This is a genomic window from Alkalilimnicola ehrlichii MLHE-1 (assembly GCF_000014785.1).
Classification (GTDB): domain Bacteria; phylum Pseudomonadota; class Gammaproteobacteria; order Nitrococcales; family Halorhodospiraceae; genus Alkalilimnicola; species Alkalilimnicola ehrlichii.
Window position 1 is genome coordinate 535833 of sequence record NC_008340.1, and the last position, 22885, is coordinate 558717.

Consider the following 22885-nt stretch of genomic DNA (forward strand, 5'->3'; position numbering starts at 1 on the left):
ACGCAAGGAGCGAACCCATGCAGATTGAATTCTTCGGCGCCGCCCGTCAGGTCACCGGCTCCTGCTTTCTGATCCATTGCGGCAAGAGCCGGGTGCTGGTGGACTGCGGGCTGATCCAGGGCGGCCGCAAACAGGAGGAGCGCAACCGCGAGCCCTTCCCCTTCGATCCCACCCGTCTCGACGCCATGGTCCTCACCCACGCCCACCTGGACCACTCCGGACGCATCCCGCAACTGGTTGAGGCCGGCTTCCAGGGGCGCATCTACACCCAGCGCGCGACCCGCGACCTCTGCCGCATTATGCTCAAGGACGCCGGCTTTCTGGCCGAGAAGGACGCGGAGATCGAAAACCGCAAGCGCCAGCGCCAGCACCTGCCCCCCGACGTCAAACCCACCTACACGGTCGAGCAGGCCGAGGCCTCCATCCGCAGCTTCCGGGCGGTGGACTACGATCAGGTGATCGACGTGGCCGACGGCGTCCGGCTCCGCCTGCAGGAGGCCGGCCACATCCTCGGCTCCGCCGTGGCCGAGCTCTGGCTGGAGCAGGGCGGCAAGCGCCGAAAGGTGGCGTTCAGTGGCGACCTGGGCCACTCCGATGCCCCCATCCTCTGCAACCCGGCGCGTATCGAGGACGCCGATCTGGTCATCCTCGAGAGCACCTATGGCGATCGCCTGCACCGCTCCTGGGACGAGACCTGGAACGAGCTCGGCGAGATCATCGCCAACGCCCGCGCCGAGCGGGGCAACATCCTGGTGCCGGCCTTTGCCGTCGGCCGCACCCAGGAGCTGCTGTACGTGCTGGGGCGCAACTACGACGACTGGGGGCTGGATGACTGGCAGATCTTTCTGGATAGTCCCATGGCCATCGAGGCCACCGAGGTCTACGCCAAGCATCGCAACCTCTACGACCAGGAGGCCCGGGAGCAGCTTCCGGAGCGAAAGAACCCCTTCGACCTGCCCAACCTCACCCTCAGCCGGACCACCGAGGACTCCATGGCCATCAACCGGATCCAATCCGGCGCCCTGGTCATCGCCGGCAGCGGCATGTGCAATGGCGGCCGCATCCGCCACCACTTCAAACACAACCTCTGGCGCTCGTCCTGTCACGTCATAATTGTCGGCTTCCAGGCCGCCGGCACCCCCGGACGGGCGCTGGTGGATGGCGCCAGCACCCTGACGCTCTGGGGCGAGACGGTGCGCGTGGGCGCACAGATCCACACCGTGGGCGGGTTGTCCGCCCACGCCGACCAGCGTGAGCTGATGGCTTGGTACGAGGGGTTTCGTGATCATCCGCCCATCGCCCTGGTGCACGGGGAAAGCGGGGCCATGGATACCCTGGCCGATGAGCTCCACCGGCGCTATAACGTCAGTGTGCGCACGCCCGAGGAGGGCGAGTCCATCACCCTGTAGCGGGCAAAAATCTCAGTGCCTAGGGCGGTTTGGCGCCCTGACAAAGCGGGGTGTAGACTGCCAGAGAGGCCAACCGAGCAATCCAGAAAGGAGGCGACCATGAGCGCAGCCCAGGAAACCACCGACCGGCAGGGCATGCTGTCCCCCCTGCTCAAGCAGTCCAGTGGGGTGGTCGCCGAACGGGGCGAGGGGGCCTATCTGTTTGATCGTGACGGCACCCGCTATCTCGATTTCACTTCCGGCATCGGCGTCACCGCCACCGGCCACGCGCACCCCAAGGTGGTGGCGGCGATCAAGGCCCAGGCGGACAAGCTCCTGCACGGCCAGTACGCCATCGTGCGCCACCCCGGCATTATGGAACTGGCCGAGCGGCTGGGCGCCTACATGCCCGGTCCCATTGATGCGCTGTTCTTCTCCAACGCCGGCACCGAGGCCTGCGAGGCGGCGCTGCGCCTGGCGCGGCACGCCACTGGCCGGCCCAATATCATCGTCTTCCACGGTGGGTTCCATGGCCGCACCATGGGCTCGCTGTCCATGACCACCTCCAGTGTCGGCCTGCGGGCCGGCCTTCAGCCCATGATGGGCGGCGTGGTGGTAGCCCCCTTCCCCAACACCTACCGCTATGGCTGGGACGAGGAGGCCGCCACCGACTTCTGCCTGCGGGAACTGGACTACATTTTCGCCACCTACAGCACCCCGGCGGAGACGGCTGGCGTGTTCATCGAGCCGGTGCAGGGCGAATCGGGCTACGTGCCCGCCAACACCCGCTTCATGCAGGGCCTGCGCGAGCGCTGTGACCAGCACGACATGCTCATGATCCTCGACGAGGTGCAGGCCGGCTATGGCCGCACCGGCCGCTTCTGGGCCCACAGCCACTTCGAGGTGCAGCCCGATGTGGTGGTGACCGCCAAGGGCCTGGCCAGCGGCATGCCCCTGTCCGGCGTCGGTGCCCCCTCCGAGCTGATGGAGCGGGGCTGGGCGGGCTCCCAGGGCGGCACCTACGGCGGTAACGCCGTCGCCTGTGCCGCGGCGCTGGCCACCCTCGATGTCATTGAGGAAGAGGGCTTGGTGCACAATGCCGCCGAGCAGGGCGCTTACCTCAAGCAGCGGCTGAAGGAGGTCCAGGCGGAGTTTCCCGAGGTGGCCGACGTGCGCGGCATGGGGTTGATGATCGGCACTGAGATGGTGGACGCCGAAGGGCGCCCCGACGGTGACCGGGCCGCGCGTATCCTTAAGGCCATGGAGAAGCGCAAGGTATTGATGATCCGCTGCGGGGCCTTCGGCGGGCAGGTGGTCCGCTGGCTGCCGCCGCTGATCGTCAGCCGCCAGCAGGTCGACACCGCAGTCGACACCTTCATAGAGGCCCTGCGGGAAACCGCCTGACGGCACACCGCCGCCGGCACGGCCGGTGGCGCTTCACTTGCGGGCGGTCCCACGAACGGTTACAACTTGGGGTCAAGGGGCCGCACAAGGTTCGCACCCAGCGACGAGCAATAGAATCATGGACGTATCTTCTATAAAAAGCGCCTACAAGCGCTATGCACGCCATTACGACCGCTTCTTCGGGCCCATTTTCAACCCCGGGCGCAAGCTAGCCGTAGAGATCGCCAACCCCAGCCCGGAGCAGCGCATTCTGGAGGTGGGGGTGGGCACCGGGCTGTCGCTGCCCTACTACCGGCAGGATGCGCGCGTAGTCGGCATCGATATCAGCACCGACATGCTGGATATTGCCCGCCAGCGGGTGGCCGAGGAGGAGCTCGGCCAAGTGGAAGACCTCCTTGAGATGGACGCCGAAGACCTCAAGTTCGAGGACGACAGCTTCGACTGCGTGGTGGCCATGTACGTGGCGTCGGTGGTCCCCAACCCGGACCGCCTCATCGCCGAGATGCGCCGTGTCTGCCGGCCCGGCGGGGATATCCTGGTGATTAACCATTTCGCCTCGCGCAACCCTCTACTGCGCGGTCTGGAGCGCGGCCTGCGCCCCCTCTCCCGGCTGCTTGGGTTCCGGCCCGACATGGACCTGGACGTACTGCCGGACACGCCGGACTTCCCGCAGTTGGCGGTGCGACCGACCAACCTGGGAGGCTACTGGAAGCTGGTGCATTACCGTAACGGCGACCCCGACGACAGCGAGCAGCCCCGGGCGGAGACCGCCGAAGCCGCCGAGCCGGCGGAGCCCGCCCAGGCCGCCGCCCGCTGACCCGGGGAGCCCTGGTGTTCGCCGGGGCACTCGGGTACAATCCCGGCTCCTTCCGGACAGTGCCGACGTAGCTCAGTAGGTAGAGCAACTGATTCGTAATCAGTAGGTCGGGGGTTCGACTCCCTCCGTCGGCACCATTCAATTCAAGGGCTTAGTCATCCTGCCCTAACCGACCTACCACCCTGGTGACAGGGTAGTTACAGTTGACCTTCCCTCCTTGCTCAAATCGAAGCAGGGGACAGGCCACGAACGTTGTCACCTACCAGGCGCCGGACGTTGCCAGCACTGCCCTCACCGAAGACCAGGCCGCCAACCTCCAGCGCTGGGGCGTCTGGCCGCCGCATAGACGAGTGTTCGCTGAGCCTAAAGGCGTGCCGTACCACTTGGTGCTAGAATGAGTATCACATGGCACCTGTGCAGGGCAAACGAGATGATCCATGGTAACGAGATCCACAAGATGGCCAATGTGCTCGGCCTCGAAGAGGTCCACGGCGGTTATACAATGCTGATGTTCAGCGCGAGGATCGCCAGCGGGCTGCCACTTCGCTCGATCGAGCGCGTCCACAAGATCGTCGCACCGCGCTACAGGGAGTTCTCCACGCTGATCATTACGAAGCAGACCCTGGGCCGGCGCCGCAAGAAGCGGGAGCCGCTGAGTCGGACGGAGAGCGAGCGCCTGGCGCGGATTGCGCGGGTATGGTCGATGGCAAAAGACGTTTACAAGGATGAGGACCTGGCCCGAGCTTTTCTGAGCCGGCCGCACCAGATGCTCCAGGGGCGAGTCCCGCTGGAGGTGGCCACCGAGACCGAGTACGGCGCTGACGCCGTGGTGGAGATTCTCGGCCGGTTGAAGTACGGGTCAGCGGCGTAATGGCACAGCGTCTCGACCGGACGCTGACGGCCTATCGAATCGGGGATCCCACGGGGGAGTTCCCGATCTTTGATGCCACCGGATCGACCCGCCATCCTGGTCGCTGGAATGACGCGGAAACCCCCGTGATATATGCGGGTGAGCACTACTCGACAGCGATGCTGGAGAAGCTTGCTCACGCCGACGGCCTTATGCCCCCAGACCAGCACTTCATCCAGATCACGCTTCCCCGGGGGCTGAGTTACGAGATGGTGACCAAGGATCACCTCCCCGATTGGGCGGCGCCAGACTGCGTAGCCGCGCGAGAGTATGGGGTCAGGTGGGTCGCGGAGCAACGTTCCGTGGTGCTCTTCGTACCGTCGTTCGTTGCACGGGTCGAGCATAACGTGCTCATCAACCCGGAGCACCGCGAGTTCGGCAAAATCGAAACCTCGATCCCGCATCCGGTCTGGTGGGATCGACGTCTTTTCGGCACGGACTGACGGGGAATCCCGACGGGGTTTCATGCCACCGCGCTCGGTACGCCGGCGTGACTGGCTTTGGTGTCGGGGGCGGACAGCAGCGTAGTGAACTCGGACAAGAACACGGTCACTGTCCCCCGCCCGGCGATACTGTCGGGCCGGACCTCCGTTTGAAGGCTCAACGCACGCGTTTGCCATCCGCCACCCAGTTGGATATATACTGACAACAAGTCTAAAGAACTCTACCCCTTGGAGACGCCCGCTACCGTGAGACCCTTGCTTAGAGGGGTAATGTGCTGGTTGATAGTGCTTGCAGTGATCGGCATGCCCGCCGTTGCTGCCGGCAATGCCAGTTTGTCGTCCGTCTCCGAGCCGGCAAGCCAAACGGCCGCTCACTCCGAATGCGGCCAGCATCACCACGATCGCCATGAGACGTGTCCTGCCGATGCCTCTCTGTCCGAGGGCGGGGGGCAGGGTCACCCCGTGCAACACACTGCCCATGAACACCACGCGGACTGCGTGGATGTGGGGTGTGTAGCGAATTGCGCCACCTGTATGTATTGCCAGGGTGCTGTCACGCTACCGGTTGTCACTGAGGTGTCACTGGCCACGCCGTCCGTCCTGGCTGCCCCGTCCGTTGCCAGCCTCGGACGCACGACCCCCTTCCGTCCCCCAATTCGCTCCTGATCCTCAAAGCGCCGGGTTGCCGGCGATTCATCCTCGTGTCCCGTTGCCGCCTGCCAAGGGGTGCGGCTTTGCCGTCGCACCGCGGTCAGACGCCCCTCGGACACGCACGACCACCCTATTGGATCAAGGGATTTGGGTATGCGGGTAAAGCGAATTGCACTTCCCGTTTTGTCGGTCCTGTTCTTGGCCGGATGCGCCACGACTGTGCCCGACTTGGACAGAGAGCGTTTGGAAGGGGACCTCATGGCCTATGGGGTGACCCTTTCAGAGGAAGAGCTACCGAAACCGCGGGGAGAGTTGGAACTCGAATCGGCGATTCACCAGGCGCTCTTGCGCAATCCCCGTATGCAGGCGGCGTACGCCAGGCTGGACCTGGAGGCCGCCGACGTCATTGAGGCCTCGCAGTTTGCCAACCCATCACTGTCGCTCTCCGTGCTGCGCCCGGAGGGCGGCGGTGGCAATGAATACGGGATTGGCCTGGCCTGGGGGATTTCCGGCTGGTTGCTGCGTAGCGCCAGGATCGACATCGCGGAGTCGCACTGGGAATCCACCCGACTGCAGTTGACCGAGGGCATGGTCGCCCTGGCCAGTGATACCGAGCGTGCCTGGTATGAGGCCGTCGCCGCGCGGCAGCAAGCACAGGTGCAAGCGCTGGAAACCCGGGCGGCCGATTTGGGATTGCGACTGGGTCAGCGCTTCCATGAGGCCGGCAACATCACCGACCTGGACAAGGCTCACCTGCGTATTCGTGCGACCGAGTCCAGATTGCAGTTGGAGGAGGCACGCCGTCAGGAGCGTGCAACTCGGCTGTACCTGGCACACCTGATGGGGATCCCCGGCGAAATCGAGGACTGGTCCGTGCCGGCGACGCTGCCCTTGCCGCTTGCCGACCCGGATGCCCCCGGGGCCCTTGTCGACCAGGCATTGGACGGGCGGCTTGATCTGGCGGCTCTGGATAAGGCCTTGGACGGTATGACTGAGGGGGTCGCCCTGGTCCGTCGCTACCGCTGGCTGGGCGACATTGAGCCTGGTATCGAGTTCGAGCGGGAGACAGACGGAACCCGCCTATGGGGTGGCGGGATTACCTTCACCCTCCCCCTATTCAATCGGAACCAGAGCGGCGTACACCGGGCTGAGGCGCGCCTGCGGGAGGGTGAAGCGCGTAGGGATCGACTGACGGACGCCATTATCGCTGACGTGCACGAACAGCACTATCGGCTGCTCCACCACCGGGAACGGTTCAGGATGATGCGCGAAGAGTTGCTCCCGGCACGAGAGATCGCCATGGCCGGCATCCAGGAGCGGGTGAACTACATGTTCGACGACGTGTTCGACCTGCTGGAGCACAAGCAGGAGGAGCTTCGCGACTGGCGCCGCACGGTGGCGGAGCTCGGGGACTATTGGCGTGCCCGGGCAGATTTGGCTTACGCCGTGGCTGGACCGCTACCCGGTGGTCCCGTCGGCCGCGAAGGCTATTTCGATATCGGGCAGTTGGAACGCGAGCCTGGGCAGATGCATCACCACCATGACCATGGACACGACCACGAGGACCATGGCGAGCCCCACGATCACGAGCACGGTGACCACACCGAACATTCTGGGCACGGAGGGCATCATTGATGAAGCGTCGCAATTTCCTGCTTGCCGCCAGCGCTGTCCTGCCGGCTGCCACCCTGACCCGCGTAATGGCCGAATCCGGTCACGTCCACCACAACGAGGGGGACCGGACGCCCGGACAACGCACCGACCAGGGCTATATGCCTGTCCATACCCCCAATGGCTGGACATTGCCGTACGAGATCAAGGACGGCGTCAAGGAATTCCACCTGGTTGCGGAAGAGATCGAGCACGAATTCGCCCCCGGATCCGTTGCCAAATGCTGGGGTTACAACGGCACCACCCCAGGTCCGACCATCGAGGCTGTGGAGGGGGATCGGGTGCGAATCTATGTGACGAATCGCCTCCCGGAATACACCTCCGTCCACTGGCACGGCATTCATTTGCCCTCGGGAATGGATGGTGTGAAGGGCGTCACTCAGCCGCCGATTCACCCCGGGGAGACCTTTGTCTATGAGTTCGAGCTCAATCAGCATGGGACGCATATGTACCACCCCCATGCCGATGAAATGGTGCAGATGGCGATGGGCATGATGGGGATGTTCATCATCCACCCCAAGGACGGCGAGATAGAGCCGGTGGATCGCGACTACGCCATCCTGCTGCACAACTGGGCGCTGCATCCGGGGACCCGGCGGCCTGATCCCTCCATCATGGTCGATTTCGACCTTTGGTCGATGAACTCGAAGGTATTTCCCGCGATTGACTCCTTGGTGGCCAAGACCGGCGAAAGGGTGCGTATCCGGATGGGCAATCTATCCATGTGGAATCACCCCATGCACGTGCACGGCGTGTCGTTCGAAGTGACCGGCTCGGATGGCGGGCGTTGGCCCCGGTCTCAATGGCGGAAGGAGACCACCGAGATCGTCGGGGTGGGGCAGGTCCGGGATATCGAATTTATCGCTCCACCGGGCGACTGGGCGTTTCATTGCCACATGACCCACCACACCATGAACCCCATGGGGCATGGCATCGCCAACCCGCTCGGGGTGGACCAGTCCGGTATCGAAGAGGAGATCCGCACCCTGTTGCCCGAATACATGGCGATGGGCCAGCACGGCATGGCCGATCACCAGGCCCATACCGATGGCGGCCACATGCGCGGGCCGGACAATACGCTCGCGATGGCCATGGGCGAGGGGCCTTTCGGCACGATCGGCATGGGGGGGATGTTCACCCTGGTCAAGGTCCGGGATGATTTGGCGCCCGGTGATTTCTCCGACCCGGGCTGGTACTGGCATCCGGATGGCGAAGTGGCGTGGCGGGTGAGCGACGACCCCGACTTTGGCAACCCGGTGCGCCGGGGCAAGCTCGCCGGGGCGGGGGCCGAGGACCTGCCAACGCCCCGGCGTGACGGGCACGGACACCACGGTAACCACGGGCACGGCGACCACCACGACCATTGATCCGGAAGGGGCGGCCGGTGCGGTGGTATTCAGAACCACTGCCCCAATTTCATTAAACGCACTAATTTCCAAGGAGACTTGACCATGAAGGCATACCTCAAACTTGGCCTGGCCGGACTTGTGGCCGTGATGATGGGGTTGAGCGCCCCGCTCATGGCCCATGAGGGCGAGTTGGGCACCCTCCCTGAGGAAGGGACTACCGTGCAAGGCAGTCCGGAGGAGATTGGCATCTATTTTGACGGCGCAATGCGCATTACGCAGTTCGACGTGACCGGCCCGCAGGGGCGCGTGCGACTGGTGGATGTGCCCGGCAACGAGCCGACCGAGGACTACCGCGTGGCCCCGGCGGATGAACTGGCGCCAGGGACCTATCAGGTTCGCTGGCGTGGTCTGGCCCGGGACGGCCACATGATGTCCGGTGGATTCAGCTTCAGCGTAGAGGACTAAGCAATGGCCTGGGTATCAGCACTGGCGGACCAAGATGCCTGGTCGGTGCTGCTGATCCTGGTGGATGCGGGCATCTACCTGGGGGCCTTGTTGGCCGTCGGGTCGGTGTTATTCCGTTTCGTATTCCGAGGCGGGCCGGACCGGGCGCACCAGAGCGCGCGGCGGATGGGGGCATTGGCCGCCGCCGCCGCGTTAGTCCTGCTCCTATTGAAATGGCCACTCCAGGCGGGCTTCCTCGGTGGCGGCACGCTGTCTGCGGCGACCGATCCGATGCTGCTCATGATGTTGCTCGATGGCGCCTTCGGTATCCAACTCCTGCTGATGGCCGGGGGGTTGGTGGTGCTCCAGTTCGGACTGCTGCGCGTTCCATTGCCGATGCCACTGCGGGTGGTCGCGGCCACCGCCGGCTGCGCGTTGGTGCTGTCGGCGTTCGTGCAAGTGGGCCACACCGTCCGTGAGCCTCGCACCCTCCTGATGGGGCTTCTGATGCTGCACCTTCTGTGTGTGGCGTTCTGGCTGGCCGCATTACCGCCCCTGCACCAAGTCTCTTATGGCCAGGACCGGTGGGAAGCGGCGGCCATCCTGAGACGTTTTGGACAACTGGCGACCTTCGCCGTTGGGGTGCTCGTGGTCGCGGGTGTTGCCCTGGCCTGGCAATTGCTGGGGGGTCTACAGCCCTTGCTCACCACAGCGTATGGCCAGGTCCTGCTCGGAAAGGTGTCTGCGGTCGGTTTGTTGCTGTTATTTGCCGCCATGAACAAGCTCTGGCTGGTGCCCGCGTTCGAGAATGCAGCGCCTGCTGCGCCGCTGCGACTCCGGCGCAGCATCCGGATCGAGGCGGTCATAGCCATTCTGATCGTGCTGATAACGGCTTTGCTGACCTCGGTCGGCACGCCCGGCGCGTGACCCTCAGCGCCCTGCACGGATATGATGCCCTGAAATGGAGTAGACCCTCGAAGGACACCAACACCCCATGATCCTCACCCTCAACCAACTCGAACGCCATCTCTTCAAGGCCGCCGACATCCTCCGGGGCCGCATGGACGCCTCGGAGTTCAAGGAATACATCTTCGGCATGCTCTTCCTCAAGCGCTGCTCCGACGTCTTCGACCAGCGCCGGGAGGAGGTGCGCGGGAGTCTCCAGGCCAGCGGCAAGAGCGAGGCCGAGATCGCCCAACTCATCGAGATGCCCCACTGGTACAAGGCGGACTTCTTCGTCCCGCCCCAATCCCGCTGGGACCACCTGCTCAACGAGGCCCACCAGGGCGTGGGCAGCGCCCTCAACAAGGCCCTGGCCGGCCTGGAAGAGCACAACCACGGCCTGGCCGGGGTGCTGGAGCACATCGACTTCACCCGCAAGGTGGGCTCCACCACCCTGCCGGACCGGAAGCTGCGCGACCTCATCGCCCACTTCAGTGAGTACCGCCTGCGCAACGAGGACTTCGAGTTCCCCGACCTGCTGGGCGCCGCCTACGAATACCTCATCCGCGACTTCGCCGACTCCGCCGGCAAGAAGGGGGGCGAGTTCTACACCCCGCGCCCGGTGGTGCGCATGATGGTCCGCCTGATGGACCCGCAGGAAGGCCACCGCGTCTATGACCCCTGCATGGGTTCCGGCGGCATGCTCATCATGGCCAAGGAGTACCTGGAAGAGCATGGGGGCGATCCGCGCCTGCTCAACCTCTTCGGCCAGGAGGCCTCCGGCTCCGTCTGGGCCATAGCCAAGATGAACATGTTGCTGCACGGCATCAGCTCCGCCGACCTGCGCAACGAAGACACCCTGACCGATCCCCAACATGTGGAAGGCGGCGAGCTGAAGCGGTTCGACCGCATCCTCACCAATCCGCCCTTCTCCATCGGTTACACCCCCAGCCAGCACTTCCCCGAGCGCTTCCGCTACGGCAGCGTGCCGGAGGGGGCGAAAAAGGCCGACCTGATGTTCCTGCAGCACATGGTGGCCTGCCTCAACGCCAACGGCCGCCTGGCCACCGTCATGCCCCACGGCGTGCTCTTCCGGGGCGGGGACGAAAAGCGCATCCGCGCCGGGCTGCTGGAGGACGACCTGGTGGAGGCGGTCATCGGCCTGGCCCCCAACCTCTTCTACGGCACCGGCATCCCCGCCAGCATCCTGGTGCTTCGGGCCAAGGGCGCCAAGCCGGCCGAGCGCCAGGGGAAGGTCCTGTTCATCAACGCCGACCGGGAGTACCACGAGGGCCGCGCCCAGAACCACCTGCTGCCGGAACACATCGAGAAGATCGCCAGCACCTACGAGGCCTTCGAGGCCGTGCCCGGCTTCGCCGAAGTGGTGCCCCTGGAGACCCTGCGCGAGAACGACTACAACCTCAACATCCGCCGCTACGCCGACAACACCCCGCCCCCCGAGCCCCAGGACGTGCGCGCCCACCTAAAGGGCGGCGTGCCGGTGAAGGAGATCCACGCCAAACGGCCCCTGTTCGACGCCCACGGCCTCGACCCCATGGGCCTGTTCCAGTCCCGGTCCGACGACCCGGACTACGTGGACTTCCCCCCGGCCCTGACCGACAAGCGCGACCTCAAGCCCGCCATCGAGGGGGATGCCGGCGTGCAGGAGAAGGAGGCGCGGGTGCTGACCGCCTTCGAGGCCTGGTGGGCCGAACACGGCGGCAGCATCACCGGCCTCTCCGGCAACGGCGGCCGCCTGACCCGGTTGCGGGACGAGCTGCTGGGCAGCTTCGCCGCCGCTCTGGAACCGATGGGCATGCTCGACCGCTTCGCCGTGCGCGGGATCATCGCCGGGTTCTGGTTCGACAACAAAAACGAGTTCCGCACCCTGCAGGCCCGGGGCTGCCTGGGCGTGGCGGACGCTTGGCGCACCAGCATCATCAGCCTGCTGGAGGACGACCAGAGCAAGGCCAACCCCCTGGACCACCCGCTGGTCCACCACCTGCTGGAAGACTACGTGGCCGAACTGGAAGAGCTGGCCGCCCGCAAGGCCGAGCTGGACGCCCGCATCAAGGCCGCCGAGGCCAAGCCCAGGGCCGAGGAGGAGGGCGACGCCGAAGCGGGGGAGGGCGACGAGGACGACGACGCCCCCACACCGGAGCAGATCAAGGCGTGGAAGAAAGAGCGCACGGCGGTGAACAAACAGCGCAAGGCCAAGGTGGCCAGCTTCGAGCAGCACCTGAACGAGGCCGTGGACGCCCTGGACGAGACCGCCGCCGCCGAGTTGGTGGGCGGCATCCTGCACGACCAACTGCGGGCCATCCTGACGCGGTATATCCGGCAACAGCGCCAGACGGTGGTGGCCGCCTTCGAGACCTGGTGGGACAAGTACCGGGTGACGCTGGCGGACATCGAGGCGGAGCGGGATGCCGCCGCGAGGGAGTTGCGGGGGTATTTGGAGGGCTTGGGGTATGTCTGATCTCAGTTGGCCAGATGTCAGTCTCGGGAATATATTCACCATCAACACTAGTGCGGTGATCCCGAATGCGGCCCCCAATACCGAGTTCTATCACCATAGCCTGCCCGCTTGGGACGCCACAGGGGGACCTACGGTGGAAAAAGGCTCTTCGATCGAAAGCAATAAAGTCAATATCACCAAGCCTTGCGTGCTGGTTTCAAAGTTGAACCCAAGGAAACCTCGGGTATCTGTGCTTGAATCGGTGGGAAAAGACGAGCGTCATTGCGCCTCAACAGAATTCGTTTGTCTTGAACCAAAAGCCAAAGAGCACCTCAGGTTCTGGGGCCATCTTTTTTCGAACAAGAGGTTTGCAGGCCACCTTGATCGCATGGCTATTGGTTCGACCAATAGCCACAAACGGTTTAGCCCCGGGGTGCTCTTGTCCTTAAGGATTGAGCTGCCCTCAGAGCCGGAAAGGAGGCTGATTGCCCGAATCCTCGACACCCTCGACACCCAGATCCAGAAAACCGAGGCGCTTATTGCCAAGCTGGAGAAGGTCAAGGAAGGCCTGCTCCACGACCTGCTGACCCGCGGCATCGACGACAACGGCCAGCTACGCCCCAGCCCCGAGCAGGCACCGGAGCTCTACAAGGAATCGCCGCTGGGGTTGATTCCGAGGGAGTGGAACGCAGTCAGGCTTTATGAAATGGCGGAAAATCATGATGGACAGCGAATTCCGCTCAAAAAGTCGGAGCGCAAACATGGCACATATCCATACTATGGAGCCTCCGGGATAATTGATTGGGTTGAGGGATATCTATTTGAAGGAAGCTATGTTCTTCTTGGGGAGGATGGTGAGAACGTTGTATCTAGGAACTTGCCGTTGGCATTCCCTGTTACTGGAAGGTTCTGGGTGAATAATCATGCGCACATATACTCTCCAAAAGATGACTGCGACACCCGGTTCTTGGTTGAGGTGCTTGAGCAAAAGGATTATTCGCGCTGGGTAAATGGTTCGGCCCAGCCGAAAATAACGCAAGCATCATTGAGAATGATGTGGTTCTGCAAGCCACCAACGGCTGAGCAGAAGGCTATCTCAAATAGCCTTGAGGCAATCAATCAGCAGATTGACGAAGAGAAGATCAAGATTGCCAAAGTGAGAACGCAAAAAGCAGGGGTCATGGACGACCTGCTAACCGGCCGCGTCCGCGTCACCCCCCTTCTCGACAAGGCCCAGGCCACGACGCCAGCATAACCGACACCTTCACCAAATCAGGACAGCACCGCACAAGGACCCGCCATGACCACCTTCGACAGCACCAAACGCTCCCTGCCGGAACTGCTCAAGGACATCACCACCGGCAAGATCCAGCTCCCCGACTTCCAGCGCGGCTGGGTCCGGGACGACGACCACCTCCAGAGCCTGCTGATTCCGGCGTACCCGTCCGCTCGGCGACGCGCCGGAATCGGCGGGCAGCGGTAGGTTGCAGGTGTAATCATGGCCAATGACTGGTCGCATGGTCTCAATCCCGAGAAGGCCCTGATCTTTCGCATCATGCACCGGGATAACCTCCCATGGGTTCTGGAGCACGGCCTTTACTGTTGCTCAGCGCCGGAGAAGACGGAGCGCTATCAGGCAGAGGCGCTGATTCACCACCACTTGCCTGTCTCTGCACTGCTGGGTATCGGTGCGTATACTGATCGGGTACGGGCCGACATCGAGAGTCAGGCGTTGGCTGTCGGTCTTCAGTTAAAGGTGGTCACGCGGCCCAACTGGTTCTTCTCATGATTGAGTACACCCGAGGCAACCTTCTGGACGCCGATGTGGAGGCGTTGGTCAATACCGTCAACACCGTGGGTGTGATGGGCAAGGGGGTCGCCCTGATGTTCAAAGAGGCCTTCCCCGAGAACTTTCGTGCCTACCAGGCGGCGTGCAAGAACCGGGAGGTGGTGCCGGGTCGTATGTTCGTGCACGAACGGAGTGCACTGCTCGGGCCGCGTTGGATCATCAATTTCCCCACTAAGCAGCATTGGCGCGGTAAGACGCGGATGGAGTGGATCGACTCCGGCCTGCGGGACCTCGAACGGGTGATCCGCGTGAATGGGATTCGGTCCATCGCGCTTCCGCCGCTGGGGTGCGGCAATGGTGGGCTGCCATGGGCACAGGTGCGGCCCCGGATCGAGTCGGCGCTGCGCGACCTGCAGGACGTGCGGGTGGTGGTCTTCGAGCCGACCCGTCAATACCAAAATGTGGCCAAGCGCTCCGGGGTGGAGAAGCTGACACCGGCCCGTGCCTTGATTGCCGAGTTGGTGCGTCGGTATTGGGTGCTGGGGATGGAGTGCTCCTTGCTGGAGGTGCAGAAGCTGGCCTGGCTAATCGAGCGGCGCATCATCGACCACGGCCTGGAGAACCCACTGGATCTGCAATTCAAGGCTCTTCGCTATGGGCCGTATTCGGATCGGTTGCGCCACCTGCTCAATGGGCTTGATGGCAGCTATCTGCGCAGTGACAAACGCATCAACGACGCGGGCCCTGAAGAAGTGGTCTGGTTCGATGAGGCGCGGCGCGACAAGCTGGGCATTTACCTGCGCAGCGCGGAGGTCCGCCCCTATCTTGGAGTGCTGCAGGAGGTCGACGACCTTATCGATGGCTTTCAGTCCCCCCTCGGTCTCGAGGTGCTGGCCACCCTGGATTGGCTTATCTGGCAGGAGGGTGTCGCGCCCACAATAGCGGACGTTAAAGAAGGGCTGCGGCGCTGGCCAGACGACATTGCCGGTCAGCGCAAGCTACGGCTGTTTTCGGATCAGCTCATTGAGTTGGCGTTGGCGCGTTTGACCAGCCGGACTCCGGATCTTCAGGTCATCGCCACGTGACGTGCCGCGTGGCGACTGAGCCCGCCTGAGTGGTGTCTACCAGCCCGATTTCGGGGCTAGACGTGACCTTCTCCACGAAGTTGGTATCCTGCTAGCAGGCTCACCCACCCGGAGCGCTTTATGGCCGGCCCGGAGTACACGGACGTTGAAAAGCCCCTGATCGACCAACTGGTCGGCCTGGGGTGGACGCACGTGACCGGCTCGCCGGAGGACCCCGCCGCCACCCACCGGGAGAGCTTCGCCCAGGTGGTCATGGAACCACTGCTCCGGGAACGCCTGCAGGCCATCAACCTGCGCGACGGCCATCCCTGGCTGGACGCCCGCCGGCTCGACCAGGCCGTCTCCGCCATCACCCGCCTGCCCGCCAGCAAGGTCATGGAGGCCAACCGCCAGGCCACCGAACGGCTGGTCGGGGGGCTGACCGTGGAGGGGCTGCCCGACTGGGACGGGGGCCGGGGCCAGACCATCCGCTTCATCGACTGGGACCGCCCGGCCAACAACACCTTCACCGTGGTCAACCAGTTCAAGGTGAAGTGCCCGCCTGGCCACGACACCGGCAAGGGGCACGTCATCCCCGACCTGGTGCTGTTCGTGAACGGCATCCCCCTGGTGGTCATCGAGTGCAAGAGCCGCACCGCCCCCGAGGGCCTCAGCGACGCGGTGGACCAGCTCCGCCGCTACCACGACCAGCGCTTTCAGGACTTCGAGGTGGAAGAGCACGAGGGCGCCCCGGCCCTGTTCGCTACCAACCAGGTGCTGGTGGCCAGCAACTTCGACGAGGCGCGGGCGGGCACCGTGGGCGCGGCCTTCGCCCACTACCTGAGCTGGAAGACGGTGGTGCCCCGGCGGGAGTCGGAGGTGGCCGAGGCGCTGGGGGTGGCGACGCTCTCCGCCCAGCAGCGGCTGGTGGCCGGCCTGTTGGCCCCCGACACCCTGCTGGATATCGCCCGCCACTACACCCTGTTCATGAACGCCGGCGGCCAGACCATCAAGGTGGTCTGCCGCTACCAGCAGTATCGCGGCGTCACCCGCGCCATCCACCGGCTGAAGAGCGGTAAGACACGTGCGCAGGATGGCGAGATCGACCGCCGGGGCGGGATCATCTGGCACACCCAGGGCAGCGGTAAGAGCCTGTCCATGGTCTTTCTGGTGCGCAAACTGCGCACCGACCCCGACCTGCGCCGGTTCAAAGTGGTGGTCATCACCGACCGCAAGGACCTGCAGGCCCAGCTCTCCGACACCGCCGAACTCACCGGCGAGACGGTGGAGACCGCCCCTGACACCACCCGCCTGAAACGGCTGCTGGCGCGGGAGGGGCCGGGGCTGGTCTTCGGCACCATCCAGAAGTACCGCGACCCGGACACCGCCGACGAGGACCCCGACGCCACTCGGGAGGAGGGCAGGGCGGCCGATGGCCGGCAGGCCGCCGACACCCCCGGCCGCTACACCGTCCCCGCCCGTCCCAAACGCAGCGAGCCCTTCGAGGTGCTGAACACCAGCGAGGACATCCTGGTCCTGGTGGACGAGGCCCACCGGACCCAGGCGGGGGACCTGCACGCCAACCTGATGCGGGCCCTGCCCAACGCTGCCCGCATCGGCTTCACCGGCACGCCCATCATCATGGGCGACAAGAAGCGCACCCACGATATCTTCGGCGACTACATCGACCGCTACACCATCAAGGAGGCGGAGCAGGACGGCGCCACCGTGCCCATCCTCTACGAAGGGCGCACCGCCAAGGGGGCCATCAAGGACGGCGCCAGCCTGGACGGCCTGTTCGAGGACCTCTTCCGGGACCACACCAAGGACGAGCTGGAGGCCATCAAGAAGAAGTACGCCACCAAGGGGCAGATCTTCGAGGCCCCGCAGCTCATCCGCGAGAAGGCCGCCGACATCCTGCGCCACTACGTCACCCACATCCTTCCCAACGGCTACAAGGCGCAGTTGGTGGCCTACAGCCGCCGGGCCGCCGTGCGCTACCAGGAGGCCCTGAACGAGGCCCGGGAGGCGCTGCTCCAGGAGGCCGTGGCGCTCCCCGTGGAGGACAAGCAATTGGACGACTCCGGGCTGTTGCAACGGCCCGCGCGGGTGCAGGCGGCCATCCAGGCCTGGCGCTACCGGGACACCCTCCGCCGGCTGGAATTCGCCGTGGTCATCAGCGGCGGCAACAACGACGACTCCGCCTGGGCCCGGTGGAGCGACCGGGCGGCGGTGGAGAGCCACATCCAGCGGTTCAAAAAGCCGCTGACCCACGACGACCCGGACAAGGCCGATCCTCTTGCCTTCCTGATCGTCAAATCCATGCTGCTCACCGGCTTCGACGCCCCCATCGAGGGGGTGATGTACCTGGATCGCTCCATCCGCGAGGCGGAACTGCTCCAGGCCGTCGCCCGGGTCAACCGCACCGGCCACGGCAAGACCCACGGCCGGGTGGTGGACTACTTCGGGGTGGCCAACCACCTCAAGGACGCCCTGGCGGCCTACAGCGAGGAGGACATCGACGGCGCCCTGCAAAGCCTCTCCGACGAAATCCCCCTGCTGCGCGACCGCCACCTGCGCACGGTGGACGTGCTGCGCCAGCGGGGCGTGGACAGCCTGGAGGACGTGGAGGAGGCGGTGCAGGCGCTGGCGGACGAGCGGGTGCGGGCCGAGTTCACCGTCAAACTCAAGGAGTTCAGCCGCAGCCTGGATGACGTGCTGCCCCGGCCGGAGGCGCTGGAGTTCGTCAACGACGCCAAGCAACTGGCCTACATCCACGCCCTGGCCCGCAACCGCTACAAGGACACCCCCTCCCTGGGGCGCGACGTGGGCAACAAGGTGCGCAAACTCATCGACGAGTACGTCATCTCCCTGGGCATCGACCCGCGCATCCCCCCGGTGCAGCTCACCGACGCCGACTTCGAAAAGCACCTGGGCCGCCAGGTGGGGGACCGGGCCAAGGCCTCCGAAATGGAGCACGCCATCCGCTCCCACGTCCGCAAACACATGGACGAAGACCCGGTGAAGTACGGTCGGCTCAGCGAGCGGCTGGAGGAACTGCTGCAGCAACTGGACGGCCAGTGGAAGGACCAGGTGGAGGCCCTGGAGGGGCTGATCGACCAACTGCAGGAAGGCGCCGCCGTAGCGGGCGAGGACCTGGCCGACCTCCCCACCCACGCCGTCCCCTTCTGGCGGGAGTTGGTGGAGACCACCGGCGCGGCATCCGGCCCGGCCGAGGCGGACGAGCAGGCGCGGCTATTGAAGGCCACCGAGGAACTGGTGGGCATCATCCAGGACGAGATCGTCGTGCCCGATTTCTGGAAACCCTCCCACATCCCCGACCAGGAGCGGTTGCGGGGCCACCTCTTCCAGCGCCTGATGGAGATGGATCTGGTGTCGGTCGAGGAGGTGGAGGCCCTGGTGGAGCGGCTCTTCGACCTGGCCCGGGCCAACCACGACCGGCTGGTGGACGCATGAGCCAGCTCCAGGTGGATGAGCTGACCTTCCGGGTGCGGGAGAGCCGCCGACGGAAGACCCTGGAGATCACCGTGGACCGCCAGGGCGAGCTGGTCATTGCCGCCCCGACCGGCACCGACCCGCAGCTCATGCGCGAGTTCGTGACTGAGAAGCGCTACTGGATCTACAAAAAGCTGGCGGAGAAGGCGGAACGCCACCGCCCGCTGCCGAAAAAGGAATACGTGGACGGCGAGGGCTTCCTGTACCTGGGCCGGAGCTACCGGCTGAAGAAAGTGCCGGCATCGGAACAGACCGCGCCCCTCAAGCTGGACGCCGGCCGCTTCCGCCTGCGCGAAGACGCCCTGCCGGACGCCCGCCAGCACTTCATCCGCTGGTACACCCGGCGGGCCACCGACTGGCTCACCCGCCAGGTCAATGCCCACGCGAGGCGACTTGAGGTGTCGCCCGCTGGTGTCAAAGTGCAGGACCTGGGCTACCGCTGGGGCTCATGCGGCAAGGGGGAGTGGGTCTACTTCCACTGGAAGACCATCCTGCTGCCCCGGCCCATCGCCGAGTACGTGGCCGTCCACGAGCTCATCCACCTGCACGAGCCCCACCACACCCCCGCCTTCTGGCGCAGGCTGGAACGGGCCATGCCGGACTACGAGCAGCGAAAGCAGTGGTTGGCGGTGCATGGGATCGAGGTGGAGGGGGTGTGATGCGCGTTGCGCAAAGAGTAACTGTAGGGTCCCGGATGATCGTACCCAGCACCTCTCGCGCCAGCCAGTAATGATGACTCCTTGGCGCGATGGAATCATCCGGGACCCTACAGCTACACAGTCCGGGAGTTGGAGAATGGGAGCATTGAGGTCGAGCAGGCGGGGGCGCTTTTGGTGCCGGCAAAACCAACCCTTCGGGGGTTGGCCAGGAGGCTGCACCTTAGCCTGCTGAACAGCAACGGCAATCCGCTGAACACACGGCAGCTCGGTAGCCAGATCATCAAGAGCCTGAGCGAGGTCTGAAATGAAGTGGCCGAGGCAGATCGTGTGCCAAGAGCGATCTAAAACGTGCCGCAATCCGCTTCTGGATGCTTCCGACGGTTCGCGGCTACGGGCTTCCCGGGGTACCGATGGGCTTCCTGAAAATCGGTGAAAAGGACCGCACCGGCCGCCAGAAGCGGATCGAGCACACCGGCAGGTACCTGCGCGCCAGCCGGACCGGGGGGATATCGCTTCGGGCCCACACCCGGGTCGCCGGGGTCAATCTCACCGGCAATACCCGGCGGGGCGTGCGGGTCTCCACCCGACTGGCCAAGAACACCCAGGTGGCCCTGCAGAACGGCCGCTTTATCCTGCGCGGCCGTTACGGGTCGGACGCGGCCAGGATCAATCTCTCCAAGAGCGGCGTATCCGTCTCCACCAAGACCCCGGTGGGGGCCTTTAACTGGGTGCGGCCCGGGCGCTCCTCGTTCAAGCTCGGGGGGGTGCATGTCCGTGGGCACAAGGCCGCGCACCTGCAGGGCGTGTATCTGCTGTTCGCCGGGTTGGTGGCCCTGGTCGGCGGTCTTTTCAAGGCCGTCGCCGCCTTGCTCGGTGGCATCCTGGGCGGGGTTCAGGCCCTCGTGGCCTGGCGCGAACGGGTGCGCGGTGAGCGCGAGCGGTTGGGGCTGTCCGCCGGCGAGGTCGCCGGGGTCGGGGAGCAGATTGTACGTGCCCAGGGGGTGGCGTTGGATCAGGAGCCGCAGCGGGATCTGTTCGCGGGGCTGCTCTTCGTGGTGACGACGCTGGGGCGCGGGCGGACGGTCTTTGACGCGGATGCCGTCGGGTTGCAAGGGGCCGACCGCGGTGCCGGACGGGCCCTGGCCACCGATGCCGCCGTGGCGGGGCAACAGCTCGTCCGCTGGTTGGGCGAGCGTGAGGCGGATCGCAGCCCCAGGCGGATTCTCGGCCTGCTTCATCAACTGGCGCTGGCCTTCCGGGCGAGGGCGCCGCAGTCCGCCAGGGCGGAGGCCCTGCTCGCGCTGGATGATGCCTGCCTGGCCGCGGGGCCCCGCACGATCCTGCAGGAGGAGATGATCGACCTGCTGGCCGAGGCGCTGGGGGTGGACCTGGTGCTGGAGGGTGAGCGATGAGTGATGATCTGTCGGAGGGCTTCGCCGCTGCGGTGGCGCTCCACAAGGCGCTGATCCTGGCAGCGGATGACGACGCCACCGGGACCGCGCTGTGCCCCGAGCGGCCTGCCACCCCGCAGCGCTGGACACCGACATTCCGGCTGATCCCCTATCAGGCGGTGGATCCGGCCGGTCTGGGTTTGGGCGGGACCGACAGTTTCCACGATATTGGGGATGAGGCGTTGGATCGGGCCATACGCCAGGTTGTGTGGGTCGAGGGGCCGGTGCACGTTCTGGTGTTGGCGGATCGGCTGCTCACCGGGGCCGGTGTGGCGCGGCTGGGCTCGCGTATCCGTGGTCGCATTGAGGGCCGCCTGGCCCGTCTGGAGACGGCGGGCGAGCTGGCGCTCTGCCACGCGTTCATCGCCCGCCCCGGGCAGTTCGTGTTGCCGCCATACCGGGACTGGCGCACGGCCCCCGGGAAGACCCGTCAGCTCGACCACGTTCATGATGGCGAGTTGATGCTCTGCCTTTTGCACGCCGTGCTGGCGGCGGAGGGCATCGCGGTGGACGACGCGCTGAACAACGGGCTGCACCGGATCGGCTTCACCCGGCTCACGATCCATGCCCGCCAGCGGCTTCAGGCCCCGCTGCAGGCCCTGCTGGACGAGGGGATGCTCGACAACGAGGACAACCGCCTCCACCTGGGGCCGGAGGCGTTCCTGCGGCGAATCCGTTCCCGCTGAACTCGCGCTCAGCCGTCGCCGAGCCGCTCCCCCACGATTGAACAGAGTGGCTTCGGCACGCGTAGCCGGGTCCCATGGTTAAAGGGGTTCGGCGCCCTCATTGAGTATGGTGATGTACCGGTCATAGGCGTAGATGCGATCCCTGCTCCGCCCCGTGATTTCGCGCAGTATCCCAAGCCTTTCGAGTGCAGCCACGGCTCGGGACGCGGTTGGGAAGCTGACTCCGGCGCGACTGGCCAGGTCATTGATATTGGCCAGGGGACGGGTGCGCAGGGCCTGATAAATGCGGAGCGTGTTAGCGGCCGCCCGCCCAAGTGCTTCGATGCGCTGCTGATCTTCCGCAAACAGGGCCAGCAGCCGGTGGGCGGTATCGACCGCACCGGTTGCCGTCACCAGCACCCCATCCAGAAAGAAATCCAGCCAGGCCTCCCAGTCGCCCACGTTTCGGGTCTGGTCAAGCAGACGGTAGTATTCGGCCCGATGCTGTTTGAAGTAGAGGCTCAAGTACAGCAACGGCTGATGCAGCACCCCCTCCTGGTGCAGGATGAGCGCAATGAGCAAGCGGCCGATGCGGCCGTTGCCATCCAGAAAGGGGTGGATGGTTTCAAACTGCACATGCGCCAGTGCCGCCTTTACCAGGGCGGAGAAGGGCAACTCACGGTCGTGAATGAAGCGTTCCAACCCCGCCATGTGGTCCTCGACCTCTTCCCAGGCAGGAGGCACGAAGTGGGCGTTCCCCGGGCGAGTGCCTCCGATCCAGTTCTGACTGCGTCGAAACGCCCCAGGCTGCCTTTCGGCACCCCGCCCGCGTGAGAGGAGGTGTGCGTGCATCTCGCGAAGGAGTCGATTGGAGAGCGGAAATCCCTCCCCGATTCGGGCCAAGCCGTGGTCCAGAGCGGCAACGTAGTTGGAAACCTCTACGACATCGTGGAAGGGCACCCCCGCAGCCTCCTCCAACTCGAACAGCAGCAGGTCCGAGAACGAGGACTGTGTGCCCTCGATTTGGCTGGAAACCAATGCCTCTCGGCGGACATAGGCGTACAGGAAAAGGTCGGGTTCCGGCAGCAGCATGGTGATCGCATCCAGCCGACCGCAGGCCAACAACGCCTGTTCATGGAGTCTCGCCCGGTCCCCGGTTATCTGTGGGCCGGGATCCGGGGGCAGGGGGTAGGGCGCGAAGGTGCGAACCCGTTCGCCACCAATGTGCCGTTCCACGAAGGTTCCAGCCGGACCACGCTGCATT

19 protein-coding genes and 1 tRNA gene are annotated in these 22885 nt (G+C 65.0%); 19 read left to right on the top strand and 1 reads right to left on the bottom strand.

Annotation, left to right across the window (positions count from 1 at the left end; genetic code table 11):
* Positions 1 to 17: 17 nt before the first annotated feature.
* The 19 genes from MLG_RS02510 to MLG_RS02600 all read left to right on the top strand — a co-directional run bounded on the left by MLG_RS02510 (position 18) and on the right by MLG_RS02600 (position 21642).
* On the top strand, positions 18 to 1409 hold the full coding sequence (locus tag MLG_RS02510; protein ID WP_011628239.1) for an MBL fold metallo-hydrolase RNA specificity domain-containing protein: 1392 nt from the start codon (positions 18 to 20) through the stop codon (positions 1407 to 1409).
* Positions 1410 to 1508: 99 nt separating this feature from the next.
* Positions 1509 to 2792 carry an aspartate aminotransferase family protein gene (locus MLG_RS02515; protein WP_011628240.1) on the top strand — a complete coding sequence of 428 codons (1284 nt, stop codon included), beginning with the start codon at positions 1509 to 1511 and terminating at the stop codon, positions 2790 to 2792.
* Positions 2793 to 2910: 118 nt separating this feature from the next.
* The gene (locus MLG_RS02520) at positions 2911 to 3609 is read left to right on the top strand and encodes a class I SAM-dependent methyltransferase (RefSeq protein ID WP_011628241.1); all 699 of its coding nucleotides are present in this window, start codon (positions 2911 to 2913) and stop codon (positions 3607 to 3609) included.
* A 61-nt stretch (positions 3610 to 3670) separates the two neighbouring features.
* Positions 3671 to 3746 (top strand) — tRNA-Thr (locus MLG_RS02525).
* 257 nt (positions 3747 to 4003) lie between these two features.
* The gene (locus tag MLG_RS02530; RefSeq protein ID WP_083761814.1) at positions 4004 to 4480 is read left to right on the top strand and encodes an antitoxin Xre/MbcA/ParS toxin-binding domain-containing protein; all 477 of its coding nucleotides are present in this window, start codon (positions 4004 to 4006) and stop codon (positions 4478 to 4480) included.
* On the top strand, positions 4480 to 4962 hold the full coding sequence (locus MLG_RS02535) for an RES family NAD+ phosphorylase (protein ID WP_011628243.1): 483 nt from the start codon (positions 4480 to 4482) through the stop codon (positions 4960 to 4962). Before MLG_RS02530 ends, MLG_RS02535 begins: the two co-directional genes overlap by 1 nt.
* Before the next feature lie 819 nt (positions 4963 to 5781).
* Entirely contained in the window at positions 5782 to 7248 is a 1467-nt protein-coding gene (locus MLG_RS02540; protein ID WP_041718207.1) for a TolC family protein, read from the top strand.
* A complete protein-coding gene (locus tag MLG_RS02545; protein WP_011628245.1) occupies positions 7248 to 8651 on the top strand; it encodes a multicopper oxidase family protein in 1404 nt (467 codons plus the stop codon). The genes MLG_RS02540 and MLG_RS02545 overlap by 1 nt, the downstream gene beginning before the upstream one ends.
* Positions 8652 to 8735: 84 nt before the next feature.
* Positions 8736 to 9098, top strand: coding sequence for a copper resistance CopC family protein (locus MLG_RS02550; RefSeq protein WP_011628246.1), 363 nt, complete (start codon positions 8736 to 8738; stop codon positions 9096 to 9098).
* A 3-nt stretch (positions 9099 to 9101) separates the two neighbouring features.
* Complete coding sequence (locus MLG_RS02555; protein WP_011628247.1) at positions 9102 to 10004, top strand: copper resistance D family protein; 903 nt, start codon at positions 9102 to 9104, stop codon at positions 10002 to 10004.
* A gap of 67 nt (positions 10005 to 10071) precedes the next feature.
* Positions 10072 to 12498 (top strand): type I restriction-modification system subunit M, encoded by a 2427-nt coding sequence (locus MLG_RS02560; protein ID WP_011628248.1) that lies wholly within the window; start codon positions 10072 to 10074, stop codon positions 12496 to 12498.
* On the top strand, positions 12491 to 13732 hold the full coding sequence (locus MLG_RS02565; protein ID WP_011628249.1) for a restriction endonuclease subunit S: 1242 nt from the start codon (positions 12491 to 12493) through the stop codon (positions 13730 to 13732). The genes MLG_RS02560 and MLG_RS02565 overlap by 8 nt, the downstream gene beginning before the upstream one ends.
* A gap of 45 nt (positions 13733 to 13777) precedes the next feature.
* The gene (locus MLG_RS02570) at positions 13778 to 13960 is read left to right on the top strand and encodes a hypothetical protein (RefSeq protein WP_011628250.1); all 183 of its coding nucleotides are present in this window, start codon (positions 13778 to 13780) and stop codon (positions 13958 to 13960) included.
* Between the two features lie 15 nt (positions 13961 to 13975).
* The gene (locus MLG_RS02575) at positions 13976 to 14266 is read left to right on the top strand and encodes a DarT ssDNA thymidine ADP-ribosyltransferase family protein (protein WP_011628251.1); all 291 of its coding nucleotides are present in this window, start codon (positions 13976 to 13978) and stop codon (positions 14264 to 14266) included.
* Positions 14263 to 15351: a type II toxin-antitoxin system antitoxin DNA ADP-ribosyl glycohydrolase DarG gene (gene darG / locus MLG_RS02580; protein ID WP_011628252.1), complete on the top strand. Its 1089-nt coding sequence runs from the start codon at positions 14263 to 14265 to the stop codon at positions 15349 to 15351. Before MLG_RS02575 ends, darG begins: the two co-directional genes overlap by 4 nt.
* A 120-nt stretch (positions 15352 to 15471) precedes the next feature.
* Positions 15472 to 18807 (top strand): type I restriction endonuclease subunit R, encoded by a 3336-nt coding sequence (locus tag MLG_RS15810; protein ID WP_011628253.1) that lies wholly within the window; start codon positions 15472 to 15474, stop codon positions 18805 to 18807.
* Positions 18804 to 19505 (top strand): M48 family metallopeptidase, encoded by a 702-nt coding sequence (locus MLG_RS02590; RefSeq protein WP_011628254.1) that lies wholly within the window; start codon positions 18804 to 18806, stop codon positions 19503 to 19505. The genes MLG_RS15810 and MLG_RS02590 overlap by 4 nt, the downstream gene beginning before the upstream one ends.
* Before the next feature lie 410 nt (positions 19506 to 19915).
* A complete protein-coding gene (locus MLG_RS02595) occupies positions 19916 to 20917 on the top strand; it encodes a hypothetical protein (RefSeq protein WP_011628256.1) in 1002 nt (333 codons plus the stop codon).
* Positions 20914 to 21642, top strand: a complete 729-nt coding sequence (locus MLG_RS02600) for a DUF3320 domain-containing protein (RefSeq protein WP_011628257.1) — start codon at positions 20914 to 20916, stop codon at positions 21640 to 21642. Before MLG_RS02595 ends, MLG_RS02600 begins: the two co-directional genes overlap by 4 nt.
* Before the next feature lie 78 nt (positions 21643 to 21720).
* On the opposite strand, the gene MLG_RS02605 is transcribed toward MLG_RS02600, so the two are convergent.
* Positions 21721 to 22884 carry a Fic family protein gene (locus tag MLG_RS02605; RefSeq protein WP_011628258.1) on the bottom strand — a complete coding sequence of 388 codons (1164 nt, stop codon included), beginning with the start codon at positions 22882 to 22884 and terminating at the stop codon, positions 21721 to 21723.
* Position 22885: the final 1 nt, after the last annotated feature.